13 protein-coding genes are annotated in these 16,139 nt (G+C 60.2%); 3 read left to right on the top strand and 10 right to left on the bottom strand.

Going from position 1 to position 16,139, the window contains the following annotated elements; genetic code table 11:
- Positions 1–141 precede the first annotated feature (141 nt).
- Positions 142–465, bottom strand: a complete 324-nt coding sequence (locus HPY65_08715; protein NPU84560.1) for a hypothetical protein — start codon at positions 463–465, stop codon at positions 142–144.
- A 246-nt stretch (positions 466–711) separates the two neighbouring features.
- On the opposite strand from HPY65_08715, the gene HPY65_08710 reads away from it, so the two are divergent.
- A complete protein-coding gene (locus HPY65_08710; protein NPU84559.1) occupies positions 712–1,452 on the top strand; it encodes a hypothetical protein in 741 nt (246 codons plus the stop codon).
- Complete coding sequence (locus HPY65_08705) at positions 1,452–2,453, top strand: inorganic phosphate transporter (protein NPU84558.1); 1,002 nt, start codon at positions 1,452–1,454, stop codon at positions 2,451–2,453. Before HPY65_08710 ends, HPY65_08705 begins: the two co-directional genes overlap by 1 nt.
- Here the strand turns inward: HPY65_08705 and HPY65_08700 are convergent.
- From HPY65_08700 to HPY65_08660, 9 genes are all read right to left on the bottom strand, one after another.
- Positions 2,409–4,409, bottom strand: a complete 2,001-nt coding sequence (locus tag HPY65_08700; GenBank protein ID NPU84557.1) for a response regulator — start codon at positions 4,407–4,409, stop codon at positions 2,409–2,411. The two genes, HPY65_08705 and HPY65_08700, sit on opposite strands and share 45 nt — an antisense overlap.
- 69 nt (positions 4,410–4,478) lie before the next feature.
- Complete coding sequence (pstS, locus tag HPY65_08695; protein NPU84556.1) at positions 4,479–5,537, bottom strand: phosphate ABC transporter substrate-binding protein PstS; 1,059 nt, start codon at positions 5,535–5,537, stop codon at positions 4,479–4,481.
- A 73-nt stretch (positions 5,538–5,610) separates the two neighbouring features.
- The gene (locus HPY65_08690) at positions 5,611–6,582 is read right to left on the bottom strand and encodes an alpha/beta fold hydrolase (protein ID NPU84555.1); all 972 of its coding nucleotides are present in this window, start codon (positions 6,580–6,582) and stop codon (positions 5,611–5,613) included.
- A gap of 12 nt (positions 6,583–6,594) precedes the next feature.
- Positions 6,595–7,326 (bottom strand): DUF3047 domain-containing protein, encoded by a 732-nt coding sequence (locus HPY65_08685; GenBank protein NPU84554.1) that lies wholly within the window; start codon positions 7,324–7,326, stop codon positions 6,595–6,597.
- A gap of 38 nt (positions 7,327–7,364) precedes the next feature.
- Positions 7,365–9,242: an EAL and GGDEF domain-containing protein gene (locus tag HPY65_08680; GenBank protein ID NPU84553.1), complete on the bottom strand. Its 1,878-nt coding sequence runs from the start codon at positions 9,240–9,242 to the stop codon at positions 7,365–7,367.
- Positions 9,243–9,245: 3 nt separating this feature from the next.
- Positions 9,246–10,292, bottom strand: a complete 1,047-nt coding sequence (locus tag HPY65_08675) for a prolipoprotein diacylglyceryl transferase (GenBank protein NPU84552.1) — start codon at positions 10,290–10,292, stop codon at positions 9,246–9,248.
- Positions 10,293–10,300: 8 nt separating this feature from the next.
- A complete protein-coding gene (locus HPY65_08670; GenBank protein ID NPU84551.1) occupies positions 10,301–10,804 on the bottom strand; it encodes an RNA polymerase-binding protein DksA in 504 nt (167 codons plus the stop codon).
- A gap of 21 nt (positions 10,805–10,825) precedes the next feature.
- Positions 10,826–11,869, bottom strand: coding sequence for a phosphatidylserine decarboxylase (locus HPY65_08665; GenBank protein NPU84550.1), 1,044 nt, complete (start codon positions 11,867–11,869; stop codon positions 10,826–10,828).
- Positions 11,808–14,267: a hypothetical protein gene (locus tag HPY65_08660; GenBank protein NPU84549.1), complete on the bottom strand. Its 2,460-nt coding sequence runs from the start codon at positions 14,265–14,267 to the stop codon at positions 11,808–11,810. The genes HPY65_08665 and HPY65_08660 overlap by 62 nt, the downstream gene beginning before the upstream one ends.
- Before the next feature lie 346 nt (positions 14,268–14,613).
- Here HPY65_08660 and HPY65_08655 point away from each other — a divergent pair, with 346 nt between their 5' ends.
- Positions 14,614–16,101, top strand: coding sequence for a hypothetical protein (locus tag HPY65_08655; GenBank protein ID NPU84548.1), 1,488 nt, complete (start codon positions 14,614–14,616; stop codon positions 16,099–16,101).
- The last annotated feature ends 38 nt before the right edge of the window (positions 16,102–16,139 follow it).

Here is a 16,139-nt window from a genome sequence, read left to right as displayed (position 1 = left end):
TTCCTCTTTTATTATTTCGTACGGGATAGGGGCGACAATTTCCGCTTTTATAAGCTCCGGGTAAAAAAAGAACAAGATAAAATCGGGTTTCCGCGCAGGGGAAACGCATCTTCGCTGCAGGATTTCATCCGTGTCTTTACTTCAGTCCAGGACCGCCGGCCGCACCCCCTCTCCGATGGGTCTCTTGAACGTGAAATAGAACGGCTCGTTGATCAGGGCCTTGGTGACCTTGTCCATGCTTCCGCTCGGCAGGGCGAACGGGAGGGCCAGGACGGTCGCCGCCAGTCCCGCGACGCAGGCGACAAGCCCGACGGGGCGAAGGAAAACAACGTCGATGAAGGCGGGAATCTCCTCCATTTGCGGCTCCGGCGCCGGTCTGTCATCGGGTGTTTCCCGTGCGAACACGGGAAGTGACATCGCCGAGATCAACAGGAGCACGATCACAACCGACAGGAATCTTTTCATCCGCTCCTCTCCTCCTTCTCGCCGTTTGTATGTAAACGTTTGTTTTCTCTCATATCCAAATACGCCCCGTCATGTCAACCGGACACGGAGAGGCGGTCTTCATTCCATGGCGGCATGGAGACGTAATCACTTTTTCACCGCATTGTCATCCTCCTGTAACATATTTTGTTTAAACAGCCCCTGCCAGGCATGAAAAGGAACGTGGATAAAATACAAGAGCCGGTTAAAATCAGAGGCAATATCTCCATGAAAGTCCCGGATACTTCTTTTCAGGATATTTCCCTTCGCCGGCGGGTCGTCATTGCGATCGGGATATTCGTCGTCATGACCATCGTGATCGGCTTGTATGGCCTCATCGCCGTCGTGGAAACCAACCAGCGCCTTCATGCGACCGTATTGGAAGGGCAGGAGCTGATCAAAGCCGTCGATGCCGGACGGCAGGCACAGGTTCACTTCAAAAGACAGGTCCAGGAGTGGAAAAACCTTCTCCTGCGCGGCAACGATCCGCACCTTTATGACTTTCACGTGCGGGCCTTCGACGAGGAGGACAGGAAAGTCAGCGAGTATCTGCAATCATTGCTGAACATGGCAGCAACGATGGGTCTGTCCGTTCCCGAGATCCCGGAAACGATCAGCATCCACCAGCAGCTGGGACACAGGTATCGGGACGCCCTGAAGCACTACAGGCACTCCGACCTGAAAAGCGCGGTCCTTGTGGATGAAATGGTCCGGGGGATCGATCGCGAGCCGACGGATAAAATCGATGCCATGGTCGGCATGCTCAAAGTTCAGGCGAACAACCGCCTGCATGCTGCTGAAACACTCGCCAAAACACGACTGGAAGCATACCAAAGCTTTTCCGCCTTCCTGATTTTCCTGGTTCTGGCGGGCATCGGCTTCGGGATCTACAACGCCCGGTCGATCCTCAACGATCTTCCCCCCGAACCTGTCGAACCCGAATCCGACAATGAGAACGAATCGACATGATCGATCCGACGCTGGCCATCGTCATATCCATCATCATCATTGCGTTGATCTTCGATTACATTAACGGATTTCATGATTCCGCCAACTCGATCGCAACCATCGTATCGACGCAGGTCCTGAAGCCCCATCAGGCCGTCATCTGGGCCGCCTTCTTCAATTTCGTGGCCGTTTTCCTGTTCGACGCACACGTGGCGAAAACGATCGGAACCGGCATCATCAACACGTCGATCGTCAACAACACGCTGATCATATCGGCCCTTGGAGGCGCCATCATCTGGAATTTATTGACCTGGTGGTTCGGCCTGCCAAGCAGTTCCTCCCACGCCCTGATCGGAGGACTGATCGGTTCCGGTCTCACAAGGGGGGGATTCGACGTTCTTGTTTGGAAAGGAATCATCAAAACAGCAAGCTTTATCGTTTTTTCTCCGGTAATCGGTCTGATCCTCGGACTTTTTTTAATGGTCGTTGTTCTGAACCTCACCCGTTTCGGCAGCGTGAGCACGTCCAACCATCTGTTCAGAAGGCTGCAGCTCGTATCTGCAGCCGTCTACAGCATCAGCCACGGCATGAACGACGCCCAGAAAACCATCGGCATCATCGCGCTGGTTCTTTTCAGTGGCGGCTATCTCGGTCCGACGTTTCACATCCCCTACTGGGTGATCATTGCCTGCTACACCGTCATTGCCCTGGGAACCATGTCGGGGGGTTGGCGGATCGTCAAGACAATGGGGACCAAAATCACGAAGCTGCAGCCCATGGGCGGCTTCTGTGCGGAAACCGCCGCGGCCATGTCCATCATCGGCGCCTCCCTGGCGGGAATTCCCGTGAGCACGACCCATACGATCACCGGCGCAATCATGGGCGTCGGAGCGACGAAAAGATTATCCGCCGTCCGCTGGGGCGTCGCCGGAAACATCATCTGGGCCTGGATTCTGACGATCCCGATCTCGGGCGTCCTATCCGCCGGCCTGTATCTGCTGCTGACGGCGATCTTCGAATAATCCCGCGGGCTCGTTCATCTGCCTTCTGCGAAGGATTTCCCGGAGCCTGAAGGAAAGGTCGTCCACGGTGAAAGGCTTCTGGATCCAATCCAGCGAGCCGCCGTCCCGGATATCGACCGGAAGGTCGCTGACTCCGCAGCCGGTCACGAAGAGGGTGGACAATCCGGGCTGGAGTTCCTTCATCCGGGTGTACGCTTCCAGGCCGCCCATTCTGGGCATCATAACGTCCATCAGGACGAGATCGATTTTCCCCTGCTCCCGGCGGAAGACCTCCACTCCTTCCACCCCGTCGGCGGCGACGGTGACGGAGTATCCCAGCATGGTCAGGATCTCCTCTGTGGTCCTGCGGAGGTCCTCGTTATCTTCGACCAGAAGAATGGATTCGTTTCCCTGCTCTGCCGCCGCTTGGCGCGGGCATGCGAGTACGCTTTCCTCCCCGGTGGGCATCGCCGGCAGGAACACCCGAAAGCTTGTCCCGCCGCCCGGATTGTTCCGGGCATCGATGAACCCGCCATGCTGTTTGACGATTCCATAGACAATGGAAAGACCAAGGCCGGTTCCGCCCTTCTTGGTCGTGAAAAAAGGCTCGAAGATTCTTTCCCGGATATCGGCGGAAATGCCGACGCCCGTATCGGAAACGGTCAGAACGACATAGTCCGCCGCTTTGGCGTCCGGAAAGGGTGAAAGAATCGAGGCGTCCACGGTCAGAGGAAACGTTTCAAAGACGATCGCACCGCCATCGGGCATGGCGTCCCGGGCGTTCACCAGGAGATTGAGAAGGACCTGGTTCAGCTGGGACACGTCGGCATGGACCATCAGCGGGGCCGGATGGAGGGACATGGAAAGCTCGATGTGAACGCCGATCACTCTCTGCGCCATCTGGTGAAACTCCGCCAGGACGGAGTGAATGTCTACGGTCTCCAGATTCAGAGTCTGCTGCCGGCTGAAGGCGAGTAGCGGCCTTACGAAGCCCGAGGCCTTCCGGACGGCGTTTTCGATGGATCGGCTGTGCCTCACAACGGTTTCATCCAGGGGACGGCTCGTTCGTATCAGTTCGGCGCTTCCCAGGATGACCCCGAGAACATTGTTGAAATCGTGGGCGATTCCCCCTGCCAGCCGCCCGACGGTCTCCAGTTTCTGAGACTGGCGGAGCTGCTGCTCCAGGTCCTTCGTCTCCCGGAGGCGGGCCACCATGTTCTTCATGGCCTCCAGGAGTTTCCCCGCCTCGTCCTTCCGGTCGACCCGGATGTCGAGGGAAAGATCGCCCTCCGCCAGGCGGTCGGCGATGTGAACCCCGTTCCGGAGCGGTACGGTGACGCTTCGGGTCATGTGAACGCCCAGCAGGACGGCGATTCCGATGGCGATGGAGGCAAAGAGAAGGAATGAAGCCTCTATGTCGGCATGCTTGTCCGCCACTGCCCGCCGCTGCAGCAGCGTCTGCTGTTCCTGGTGCGTGATCAGCTCCCGGCAATGCTGGTGGAGAGAAATGAGGAGCGGATGGACCTGCCGCAGGAACTCCGCCTGGGCGCGGCGTTCTTCGCCCCTTCGCTGAAGCTTCATGACCCGCTCGCTCTCCTGGTCCAGCAGGGCCAGGTTTTTCTTGAGCTGCAAAAGGATTTCCCGACCCCGTTCCGCTGTTTCCAGCTTCTCGATTTCCTCCAGAGCGTTGCCGGCCGTAGCCCGGGCGGTCAGGAGCTGAACGCCCAGAAGGCTCCATTGTCCCTCGTCCCGCGAATGCACATACGTAGTCAGGGCTTCCCGGACGGAGTGGACGGAATCGCTGACGATGCTGGCGCACCAGATCTGCCGGTGATTCCTCTGCACGAACGAATCCATGGTTTGGTGATCCTGGTTGATGATCCAGGCACTGAGAAGGATGAGCACGATCAGGATGAGGCCGATGAGCCCAAGGCCGAGGCCGAGACGGATTCCAATGGGGATGTTTCTCAGTTTCACAAGGCATTCCTCGGAGGAGATTTCAGAATTAGATCAAAGAGAAGGATGGGGTTGCTCCACCCGGCCGCTTTACCGTCTTCGTTTGAGCAGGGGCCTGCCCTGAAAGGTGATTTTCCGGAGGTCCGCCTCAGCCTGCAGAACCGCCGCTCTGGGAAGGGGAACATAATGGAGTTCCTCCGCATACCGCTGCCCTTCATGGGTTATCCAGTAAAGCAGACGGATGAGTTCCTCGGCGGTTTTCCTTTGTATCCCGACCCGGCTGGACTGGTCCTTGAAGACCACGATCCAGGTGTATCCGACGACGGGATAACCCGCCGAAGCCGGTGTATCGGTCAGGGACCGGTTTCCGTTCGTGTGCTTTGCCGTCTCGGCGGCCATGGCGATGCTTTCCATGGACGGCGCGACGAAACGGCCCGACCGGTTCGCCAGCTGTCCGAATGTCATGTCGTTTCCCATGGCGTAGATCAGTTCCACGTATCCGACGGAACCGGAGATCTCCTTCACCAGGCCGGCGACGCCGGCGTTCCCCCGGGTACCCCTCCCGACGGGCCAGCGGAGGACCTTCCCCGCACCCATGGCCTCCCGCCATGCCCGGCTCGCTTTCGACAGGTACTCGCTGAGGATGTCCGTCGTCCCGCTCCCGTCGGATCGGTGGATCACCTGGATCGGCAGGCCCGGGAGCGGAACGTTCGGATTGAGGGCGGCGATCCTCGGGTCGTTCCAGACCGCAATCCCGCCGAGAAACAGGTCCGCCAGGACCTCTGCCGTGAACCGGAGCCGGGGGTTTCCCGGAAGATTGTAAACGATGGTCACGGCGCCGATGCAGGTTGGAATCCGGACGAAGGCGTCGCCGGACGTCCCTTCTTCCCGGGAGGAAGCGATGTCGGTGCCGGCAAAGTCCACCTCCCGGGCCAGCAGTTTCTGGACGCCTTTGCCCGAGCCGACGCCCTGATAACGGATTTCAGCCCCGGTCTGGAGGTGGTACTGGTCGAAGACCTTCAGATAGAACGGCAGCGGAAAGGTGGCGCCGGCGCCGGTCAGCGTGACGGAAGCGCCGGAAGCGTTTCCCGGGAACAGACAGAATAGTGCCAGCAACAGAAGAAAACCGCATGCTTTTCGAGTATTCATCGTATTGCCTCCCGTATGTTCCGTTCCGTTTGCCAGCAAATTGTTGCCGCTGCGGGACAGCGCCGTGAACTTTTCATGAATCGGCCTCCCTTTCCAGAAGGTGGTTTACAATGGCTTTCTCAATCCCTTTCCAGGGCTCCCTTCCCACGGCCGCCTCGTCGATGACCAGGTGATGGGACGTCGATGCCGCAACATTCTCATCTTTCCTGACGGGGAGAATGCGCCAGCGGCTGAGTCCGGTTTCGGTCATGAACTCCCGGATCCGTTCCATCGAGATGAACTCGTCCTCCTTGTCGATCAGGACAACGGTCGGAACATTCAGTCCCGGACCGGCATTGCCCTCCACATGCCCGATGGCATCGAACAGGGCCCTGTAGGCGGCCATGGGGGTGCCGTCATTCGCCCGGTACCAGCGGGGGGAAAGGCTGTCTATGACCAGATTCGGAAACGGGGACAGTACCTTCAGGAGGTGGGCCTCGACCTTGACATTCAAAGCGGGGGCAAAGAGAACCATCCGGCGGAAGGCCGTCTCCGGGTCCGTCAGGACGAGGTCGCACCCCAGAAGCCCGCCGAGGGAATAACCGACGAAAAAAAGGGGAACCTTTTCCCGGGCAGCCCGTCGCTTCGCCTTTTCACAGGCGTTCCGGACCTCCTGCCGCCAGATCGGGTATGTTACGTTGCGAAAGGTTTCCAGACGCGCAGCCTCGGGCGTCAGGCTTTCAAAGGGCCGGTAATTGTCTCCGTGGCCGAGGAGGGAGACGTTCAGGACGTCGACGCCGGCGCGGTTGAGAGCCGCGATGATGGACCCCATGCGCTCCGGCTTCAGGTTAAGGCCGTGAATGACAAGGGCGACCCCTTTGCGCGTCGTAAATCGCTTCTTCGGAAACCAGGAAAAGGCATGGTCCTGATCGGATGCCTGCCGCGAGGTCGAGGGGGCGATCCGCCCGGTCAATCCGTCGCGTGACGGTTCCCGGCATAAAATCAAGGCGGAAACAATCGTAAGCAGGGCAACCGCCGTCAGGAGAATGCGAAAGGACACGCGCATGCGGATTTCCGTTCAGCGGGACGAAAAATGAATGTCGCCGATGAGTCCCTCCGCCTCGGTCCCGGTCTTATGGGTATTGATGAAGAGGAGGATTCCCTCCGCTGGCGGCGGCTCGCCGAGGCCCAGATCCCGGAAAAGCGCCGATGCGTCCTGCCGGATGTTCCGCCTTTCCGTCACCCAGGTTCCAAGCGGGTCCGTTCCATTGCGCAGGACGACGTACCGGACCCGCCGCATGGAAGGCTGCGGACTCGGCGCTACAAAGCCTTTGGGCGCCCGGTTGTCCCACACATAGGCCAGGGCGGTCGGAGAAAGCCTCGCGGTGACGCCACTTCCGGGGAAAATGACGTACATTTGCAAAGCCTGATCGTCGGCATCACGGCGTCGGACGTCTCCTCCCAGCGGGAGGCGAACAGCCTTCCAGGTCCATTGCAGGTAGGGAAACTCCCGGAGATCGACCCGCATTTCCTTGCGGATCCCGTAAGCCTTGTCGCCCCGGCTCACCAATCGTAGATAGAAACGTCCGCCCCGCTTTTCCAGGACAGGCTCCGGTTCTCCCCGATGGCGCTGCATCCGCCAGCCTGCCGGAAGACCTTTCGGTGTGGCCGGATTCGGATCGAATGGGACCTCCAGTCTATTCGCCTCCAGGGGTGTCTGCGCCAGGGCCGGTGCGGAACTCGAACGGGGAATGGCCAGGGTAAAGATGGCAAGGGCGATCAAGAAGGCCCTCCCGGGCGCCCGTCTCATGTACCTTCCCGGGAGCTTCCGATACGGGGGGCTCCGCTTCATCCCGCCTCACTCCCACCATACCCTTCAAAGTGCAGGGAATCCGAACCGCCGTAGGTCCGCTGTTCAAAGAGGAATCCGCTCCGGCCGGTTTCGCGGGTCATCTGTTTCACCTTCTTCTTCAGGGACGCCGCAACCACGGAAAACAGGGCCGGATGGGGATCCACCCAGACGCGCCGGCTGTCGACGATGGCGATGCTGATCGTCACGAGGGGAACCCGGACGGAGTCCCCCTGGCGATCCCGGATGTCCATGTATCCCTGCCGGATGTGATCGTCCCGAAACAACGCGATCTTTTCCCTGTCGAATGCCTCGCACAGGCTTTGTACCGCCCCGTCTTCCACGATCCCGGGGCAGACGATGACGAAATCGTCCCCGCCGATGTGCCCGAGCCTGGACCCTGCCGGGAGGGAGGGGAGCACCTCCGACAGGACCTTCGCGGTGAGACGCAGCATCTCGTCGCCCATGAGAAATCCGTAAACATCGTTGAACCCCTTGAAGTTGTCCAGATCGGCGTACAGGATGGAGTAGGCGTGAAGCAACAGGGCGTCGTGAATCCAGTTCCGGATCAGCTCGTTCCCGGGCAGGTTTGTCAGGGGATTCGCCCCCATGGCGCAGCGGACCTCAAGCTCCACGGCCTTCGTGATGATCTGCTTCATCGTCACGCTGCCCAGGAAACGCCGGTTGCGGTCCACCACCAGCACCGGGTCGTAGAGATCCTCCTGAAAACGGTCCATGGCCAGTTTAGCCAGGGTGGTCACGGTGATCCGGTCCTCCACCACCAGGGGATTTCGCTTGCAGACCGCATCAATCGGTTTCTTCTGAAAGAGCTGGTAGCCGAAGGCCCCTCCCGTCTGGGTGTAGAAATGCTGCCGGGTGACGAGCCCGCTGATTTCCTCTCCGTCGAGGATCACCAGATGGTCCAGGTGAAGGGAATTCTTGAACAGGTCGTCCATCGCCCGGCAGTCCACCGTTCGTTGCGCAATGGTCATCGGCCGGATCGCGAGGCTGCCGATCACTTCATCCAGCTCCACCTTGGCTGAGTCGTACCGCTTGACCAGGGAGGCGATCTTTCGCTTCATTTCCTCCGCGGGAAGGTATGGGTCCGCCATGGGCCGGCCGAACAGGAATCCCTGGGCATAACGGACGCCGTATTTCAGGAGCACGTCCAGTTCCTCCCATGACTCGACCCCCTCGGCGATGAGTTTGGCATTCACACTGGTAGCGATGGAAGCGATGGATTTCAGGAGTTTCTGTTTGTATTCATGAAGATGGACGTCCCGCACGATGGCCATGTCCAGTTTGAGGTAATGGGGCGTCGAGGCGACAAGGGAGATCAAGCCGGAGTAGCCGGAGCCGAAATCGTCCAGGGAAATCCGGAACCCCTGGTTCACATAGTGCCTGATGAGGCTGGAAAAGTGCTCGACGTCCGCAAAGGCCTTCTCCTCCGTGATCTCGAGAACGATCTGCCCCTGGTCGAGTCCGTATTCGCCCAGCCGGGTCTGGGTGAAACGCTCGAGGAAGCGGGGGTCGCTGAAAATATCGGGGCTCACGTTGATGAAATAGATGGCGGTGCGAAAACCGTCCGGAAGGGAGGTGATCTTTTTCAGGGCGGCTACCCGGCAGGCCCGCTCCATTTCCCAGGTGCACCCCCGTTTTCCTGCCTCGCCGAACATGGCGCATGGACTTACAAAAGGGGGATTCCCCCGGGACAGCACCTCATAGCCCAGGACGGTTCCCGTCAGGAGATCGAGAATGGGATGGAAATGAGGGCGGGGATCGACGTGATCGACAAATACATCGATCGAGCTCTCTTCGGGCGACTCCAGGGAGTTGCCGCGCCGGAAACGCCGGCGGGTGCGCACAACGGGTTCCATGATTCAGGTTTTCTCCTTCAGGACATGAATGGAAATGCGGGAGGCTGTCACGCTGCTTCGGCCCGTATGAAACGCCAGGGCCGTCCAGAGGACCTGCAGGAAGATGATCACGGACTGCTGCAACAGGGATGCCAGGCCCGCTTTGATGTCAGCTCCACCTACGGGTAAAGCTTCGGGGAAGAGAAACGTCAGGCACAGGCCGTAACATACGCTCGCAAGGGCCATGGCCTGGTATGCGGAAAAGGGCTGCTCTCCCCGATAATCGGCTCGCAGAAACTCGGACAGAACCCGCCAGGCCTGGGTAATCGCAAGGGTCAGGATGAACGCGGCGGTCCGGCAGCCCTCCAGGAAAAGAACGATCCCGATAAGGCCCGCCGTGGTGTACAGCAGGGCCGTCATCCCCTGGACGGGGATCACCGGACATCCCTCCAAGCCGTGGGCGTAGGCGATTTTCTTCGTCTCCCCCCGGAAGATGAAGTGGAAAGGCCCGAGGATCTTCCGGACAAACGGGGATGCGTCGGAGAGGGGCTTCCCGTAGCAGCAGCCGAAGCTGATACAGGCGAGCCGTCCGATTCCTTCCCCCAGGGCGTAGGAAATCGACATGGCCGCCAGGACCGCCATGATTTCGACCGGTCGCCCCAGAAAGCGCTCCGATCCGGCCCCGGCGAGCAGGACGACCCAGGGCGCAGCCAGCAGGCCGACGAAGGAAGCGCCGCCGACGGTGAGAGTGTGCCGCTTTCCTTCGACCCACCCCGCAATGAGGCGGGACGCGGGGACGCAGAGAACCAGCACGGCCAGGACCATCAGGAGCGTCAGCAGTGGCGGTACGCCGATGGAGGACAGAAGGACCAGCAGGACGGCCACGGCCAGGACATAGGCTGTCGCCGTGAAAAACCCGTACCAGGTCAGGTTCAGGCCGTCCCAGCGGCCGTCGGCGTTTCGAATCCTGGGGATGCAGGCGGCGATCTGCCAGGATTCCCCGGGAAGCGTCCGGAATCCCCAGAACAGCAGCGTATAAAGCGCTCCTCCCAGAACCACGACAAACAGCATGTTGGCGATCATCGCCCGGTTCCTCCCTCAACGGCGCGGCGCTGATGCGAATGGGGCCCCTTGCGCCTCTTCTCGTGAGACGGGAGAGCCTCTCCCGCTTCTCCCTTTTGAAACCCCTTTGAGGCATCGACGACGGGCGTGCCCCGGGACCCATTCCGGCCATCCCGCTCCCCGGACTCTTCCAACTCCCGGCAGCTCCTGCAGAGGCGGGTCGTCGGCTCGGCGAGCAGCCTCCTCTCTCCGATGGACGATCCGCAGACGACACAAATCCCGAACAATCCCCGGTCGATTCTACGAAGCGCCTCCTGGATGTTCCGGATCACGCTCCGCTCGTGTCCGCGGATCGTCAACTCGACCTGGCGGTCGTGTTCAAGGATTGCATGGTCCATCGGATCGGCGCATGGTTCCGCGCCGTCCTTCATGGCGGAGACGGTGCGGCAGGCGGTTCCCTGAAGCGCCTCGAGTCGGCTGGCCAGCGTCTGACGGATCCTGTTCCTGAAATCGGTATTCACCTGTTTTCTCCTTTCCGGACTTCACGTTTTGCCCAACGACGTCCCGATGCTGCTTCGGGTAAAAACCTCCGTTTCCGCGAGGGGCTGTCCGAATCCCCGTGTATAGATGCTTTTAACGCCGGAGCGGCGCATGTTCCAGACGATATCCTCGGCGAAGCGAACCCGGTTCCTCTCGAAGAGGAGAACGACGGTGCTGCTGCCCGGACGGAAAAGGCTTTTCGGAGAACCCCTTTTCAGGAACAGGTTCTTACCGACGGCGAGGGATTCATCATACCGTTTCCTGCTGTAACACTGGACGATGTCTCCGATCATCAGGGCGACGACCTCGATCATGGCCACGATGCCCGCCCCGGTCCCTCCCGGAACGTCCGTGTCGACGACGGTGACGACCCGCTTGTTTTTCGAGAAGGGACGCGCCAGAGAGACAACCGCCTCCGGATGGCAGGCGTGGTAATGCCCGTCGATTGGATAAAAATCGGCGACTTTTCCCGCCGCCGGGACATGATTGTAATGATACTTGTCCGGCGTGAGCCGAAAAACGGCGAAGGATCCCCCCTCGAAGGCCTCCCGCCATCGCCGCTTTCCCAGCAGTTCCCCCAGGTCGAAGAATTTTCCCTTGATGAAGAGACTGGACGTCTCGTCGAGGGATCCCACCAGCATTCTCGAATCGGCTGGGGACACGACGGCGGCGGGATCATTCGGCATCGGGCGGCACTCCCAGTAGCGGATCTTCCGCTCGAAGATTTTTTTCGGCGTGTCGAGCCGGATAGGCGGATCAAGGCATTCCCGGGGGTCAATTCCGGCCTTTTTCATAAATTCCTCCGGATCGGCCAGCCTCCCGCTCAGGAATCCCTCGTAGTTAAAGAATCCCAGGAGTGACGATATGCGCCGGCCCGTCAGGGCGCGGAACAGGAGGGGGGCATGCTCCCGCAGGGGCGAATAGAGAAAGCGGACGACCCGGTCTCCGTAGAGATGCTCTTCGTGAACGGCGCGGCTCCCGCGGTCAATATACTGATGCGACGCGGACGGACTCGGGGTCGAAAGGGTCCACCAGGGGCTGGTCATGCAGTTTGTTTTCATGGATCACGATCACCATCAGCAATAGAAGGTTCAACAGAACGGGCTCGGCTGCCGTTTCTTCGAGAACGCCCCGCCGCGCCAGATCCAGGAACTCCAGCGGATCCCGGTCTCCCAGCACAACCCGCAGGGCCTGCCCGGATCCGGGCCGCAGCCGCCGATTTGCTGCACCCAGCATCGCAACTTTCTCCTCCAGAAACCGGAAGGCCTCTTTCATATGGAGGATCCGCAGGTCCTGCCGGTAATAGGCTTCCGCGGCCCGGTTGAACTCGCCCGCCGGCAAAGCCAGCGGATGGGGGGACTTCTTCCCGCGCAGGACGGCTCGGGTGATTTTCCCCGCCGCGCTCAGGCTCTCCGGATCCTCCAGGCGTTTTTCCAGATCCTCGATTGTTTCCGCGAAGCCGAGCATTTCGATCAGGTCCGCCGCCTCTTCCCGGAGAATTTTCACCAGGGCCCGACGGTATTCCAGATTATGGACCCGGACGTATCCGGGATACCGGCGGCTGGAGCGGGTTCTCCCGGTACGGGACAGAATCCTCTTCAGAAACCGGTTGGCGCTGTCCTGGCGGACGTAGAACGTCGGAATGCCGATGGCGGCCCCGAACAGGATCTGCCGGCGCTCGCTTTCGATGACGGGCGAATCGGGAATCCGGTCATGGGTGACGGTACCCTGGGCGATGTACTTGAACGCAAGACAGTACAGCAGGTTCTGGAGATTGACCGCCCGGGCGGCGTCCTCCTCGAAGCTCTCGAACAGGCTGTAATGGCGGGCCTCGAACCCGGAGAACCCCATCACGTCGTATTCCCGGAGCTTCTCAAGGAGGTAGAGGGACATCTTGGCGTCGAAGACGCCGAGGTCCTGGAGGTCGTGCTTCAGGCGGTCGCCGTTGTGCAGGCGGCCGTCCAGGGCCGGGCTCCGCTCGGTGCTCAGAATGGCCACCAGGTAATCGATCAGCCGGTAATCCGGGAGGTAATCTCCCTTCAGGGAGAACAGCCCGCGGAGAAAACGGTCCAGCCACAGGGGGCCGAAGGGGGTGACGGGGCGGCCGAACACCCGGATGCCGGCCTTCTTCTGCCAGCGCCGCCAGAGCATCCGCAGATGGGTATAGTCGAGTTCGTGGGGAAGGAACCCCAGGGCCTTTTCGGCGTGAAAATCGAGAAAATCGAGCCGGTACGGAGCGGCGCTGTACGTCCCGACAAACAGAGGCAGAAAATGCTCCACGATCTTGACCGCCAGGTCTCCCAGATATTTTTCGCAGGCCGCGTTGAACCTGGAGGACGGGTCCGCCATGGCGGCGCCGATCCGGCGGCTCCCCAAGCTGACATGGGTCCCGTTGTTGGCGAGGCTGATGTTCGACGTATTGGGAAGCGTCACGAGGTTGCTGGTCACGATGCCCGCCTCCCGGAGTTTTCCCACCGCATTGAGCTGGCTGCGGCTGAGCACCCGGTGGCACAGGTGCATGTACTCGTATTTTTCTTCCCCCCGGTTCCATCCGGACAGGCAGGGGCTCATGAACAACTCCCGATAGAAGGCATCGGAGATGCAGTCATTCAGCATTTTCTGGCGGATCGGCGGATGAGGGGAGTGGAACACCAGGGCCCTCTGGCCGCCGGAGGTCAGGCCGAACTTCTCGTTGGCATACTGAATGAGAAGCTGCGTGAAGAGGTACCGTTCGGACATCTCTCCGGCAACGGCCCGCCCCATGCCCTCTTCCGGGCACAGGCCGGTGATGGAAAAGGAAAAGGTCTCCGGTGACGTATTGTCGTTCAGAAAATGCTCCAGGAGCTTCAGGCCGGTCTCCCGGATCGGATCGGGCAAGCCCCTTCCGGCATCCAGGGCCTCCGCCAGCGACAGCTTCAGCAGATAGCTTACGGGCACCCGAAGCTCCAGTTGGTTCCCGCGCGAACAGACGAACCTGTCCGCGTCGCTTCGATTCCCCAGGGCGGGATTATTCTTGTCCGCCAGCAGGTCCCGCTGCCATACCTCCCAGGCAAACGGTCCGAGGGAGGACCGGGGGAAGCGGACCCAGCTGTTTTCCCACAACTGCTCCGTTCCGGAATCCAGATAACTCTCCAGGTCCGTGATGACTCTCTTTTTCGTGTCCCCGGCAGCGGCGCGGCGGATGATGTTGGCGAAGTAGTTGGAGGCTTCGATAGTCAGCGGCAGATCCACATTGCTTCTCTGGCCGAGCACGGCGGCCTGGAGCTCCGTCTCGCTTCCCGCCGTCGTATCGCGCATTGCAAAGGGAAGCGTTTCGATGTCCGTGCCGGTTGCGCCGGCGCGGACGCCCAGCATGGCCATCATCCGGCCCTGCGACGGGAGAGTGTCCGCCGTGTGCTCAATCTGAAAAATCCTGCTGCTTGTGCTTTCCTGAAAGCGGCTCATGGCTCCTCCCCTGCATCGGTTGCGGCCACCCTACAGGGGGAATGTGACAGGCCGATGAAGGCCAGGCGTCTTTCCTGTGAAATCTATGAGTTGCCGCGCGGCCGCACACGTCACGAACCTTTCATCCCCTTGTCATCCTCCCGAGACAATCCTTCCATAGACTGGGTCCGGTCAATTCGCTGCAGGACACCATGGACGTCCGGGAAGCGGGGACCGGCGCTGCCAGGCTCTCTTGCAGCTGAGGCGCCCGCAGTGCCGCCTGGGAGTTCCGTAAAGGAAATATCCGACGGCACCCGGGCTGCCGGACCATGCACAGACCAAACAGTGAAAAGGAGACAAGGCAAAAATGAGTTCCTGGATGCAGAGATTGTCTCAGCACTATGACCGGATGCGTCGCCGTTATCCCGATGACGAACTCATGATCCTGTTCGACATCGACGGCACGATCCTCGATTCCCGTTACATGATCCATTACACCCTGCAGTCCTATGACCGGGCGCACGGCACGGACTGGTTTGCGGAGCTTGCCATCAAGGATGTTACGTCCTGCGAGAGCCATGTGGAACAGGTTCTGGAATCGATGGGTATCCACGGTGCTCCGCAGGAGGACGTCCTGGCCTGGTACGAGGAGCGGTGCTGGTCGCAGGAGAATATCCTGCGCTCCCATCGGCCCTTTGCAGGGGTCATGGACGTCATCCGCTGGTTCGAGATCCAGCCCCGTACCCACGTGGGTCTCAACACCGGCCGCCCCGAACCGATCCGCAGGGAAACGCTGCTCTCGCTCAACAACATCGGCAGGGAATACAAAGTGAGTTTCCTGAGCGAACATCTCTTCATGAACCGGCGCGGCTGGAACGAGGGGATCCTCGAGGAGAAGGCGGAGGGGATTCGCCATTTCCGCCGCATGGGCTACCACGTAATCGCTTTTGTGGACAACGAGCCTGAAAATCTGCAGGCCATCGCGGAAATGGACGACGCCGACGATATCCTTCTGTTGCATGCCCACACGATCTTCCGCTCCAAGCGTACGCAGTTGCCGGTGCGGACGGTGGCGGGCCGGGACTACGACATCACGGAACTGGTGCCGGAAAAATCGCTGCCGCGACACGTTCAGTTCGTCTGGCACGGCGTGAACGACGAGGCCAACCTGAGGCAGTTCATGGCCTCCAGCATCGAGTGGGCCGAATGTGATGTCCGTTTCGATCCGGATGGCGAACATGTCATTCTGCGCAACGACTCCTTCCGGGAAACGCCGCCGGACCCCGACGAGCCGTTCGTCCGGATCGAGGATGCTCTTGTAATTTATCAGGAAGGGGGAAAGTCCCTCAAGCTGGATCTGAAGGAAAACGGGCACCTGCTCGACCGCATTCTTACGATCTTGAGAAACGCGGGCATGCCGGAGCGCCGCCTCTGGTTCAACGGGACCGTCGAGGTATTGCAGAGGGAAGGTTTCCGCAAACTCACGGAGGCGTTCCCGGGGGCCATCATCCAGTGTCCCGTCGATTTTCTCGTCCCCGTCATCATCGGCGCCCCGACCCGGGCGCTGGCCGTCCTGGATACCCTTCACGGGTGGGGCATCAACCGCTTCTCCGTCAACTGGAGGGCGTCCGAAAAGCACGATATCATCAATAAACTGGAGAAGTGGGGATACGAATTGAACATCTACAACGTGCCCGACCTCGAAGCCTTCCTCAAGGCGGTCGTGCTGCTCCCCCGGTCCGTCACGTCGGATTTCAACTTCCCGAAGTGGCATTACTACGGGCGGGGTCCCGGACTCGGGCAGAGACATTTCGAATATTCCATCACCCACGTACCGGAAGGCCCCGCATTGTAACATGATGTCCATCCTGAAAGCGGATCCGTCCAGCGAAC

It is taken from the genome of Syntrophaceae bacterium (assembly GCA_013177825.1).
Classification (GTDB): domain Bacteria; phylum Desulfobacterota; class Syntrophia; order Syntrophales; family PHBD01; genus PHBD01.
The sequence above is the reverse complement of the archived record's forward strand: the minus strand, read 5'-3'. Positions and strand labels throughout refer to the sequence as shown.

Bases quoted from the DNA above. Each gene is read 5' to 3' on its own strand.
- HPY65_08675 (NPU84552.1), bottom strand. From the start codon at position 10,292: ATGCTGTTTGTCGTGGTTCTGGGAGGAGCGCTTTATACGCTGCTGTTC.
- HPY65_08680 (NPU84553.1), bottom strand. From the start codon at position 9,242: ATGGAACCCGTTGTGCGCACCCGCCGGCGTTTCCGGCGCGGCAACTCC.
- HPY65_08690 (NPU84555.1), bottom strand. From the start codon at position 6,582: ATGCGCGTGTCCTTTCGCATTCTCCTGACGGCGGTTGCCCTGCTTACG.
- pstS (NPU84556.1), bottom strand. From the start codon at position 5,537: ATGAATACTCGAAAAGCATGCGGTTTTCTTCTGTTGCTGGCACTATTC.
- HPY65_08715 (NPU84560.1), bottom strand. From the start codon at position 465: ATGAAAAGATTCCTGTCGGTTGTGATCGTGCTCCTGTTGATCTCGGCG.
- HPY65_08685 (NPU84554.1), bottom strand. From the start codon at position 7,326: ATGAGACGGGCGCCCGGGAGGGCCTTCTTGATCGCCCTTGCCATCTTT.
- HPY65_08665 (NPU84550.1), bottom strand. From the start codon at position 11,869: ATGACCAGCCCCTGGTGGACCCTTTCGACCCCGAGTCCGTCCGCGTCG.
- HPY65_08655 (NPU84548.1), top strand. From the start codon at position 14,614: ATGAGTTCCTGGATGCAGAGATTGTCTCAGCACTATGACCGGATGCGT.
- HPY65_08660 (NPU84549.1), bottom strand. From the start codon at position 14,267: ATGAGCCGCTTTCAGGAAAGCACAAGCAGCAGGATTTTTCAGATTGAG.
- HPY65_08710 (NPU84559.1), top strand. From the start codon at position 712: ATGAAAGTCCCGGATACTTCTTTTCAGGATATTTCCCTTCGCCGGCGG.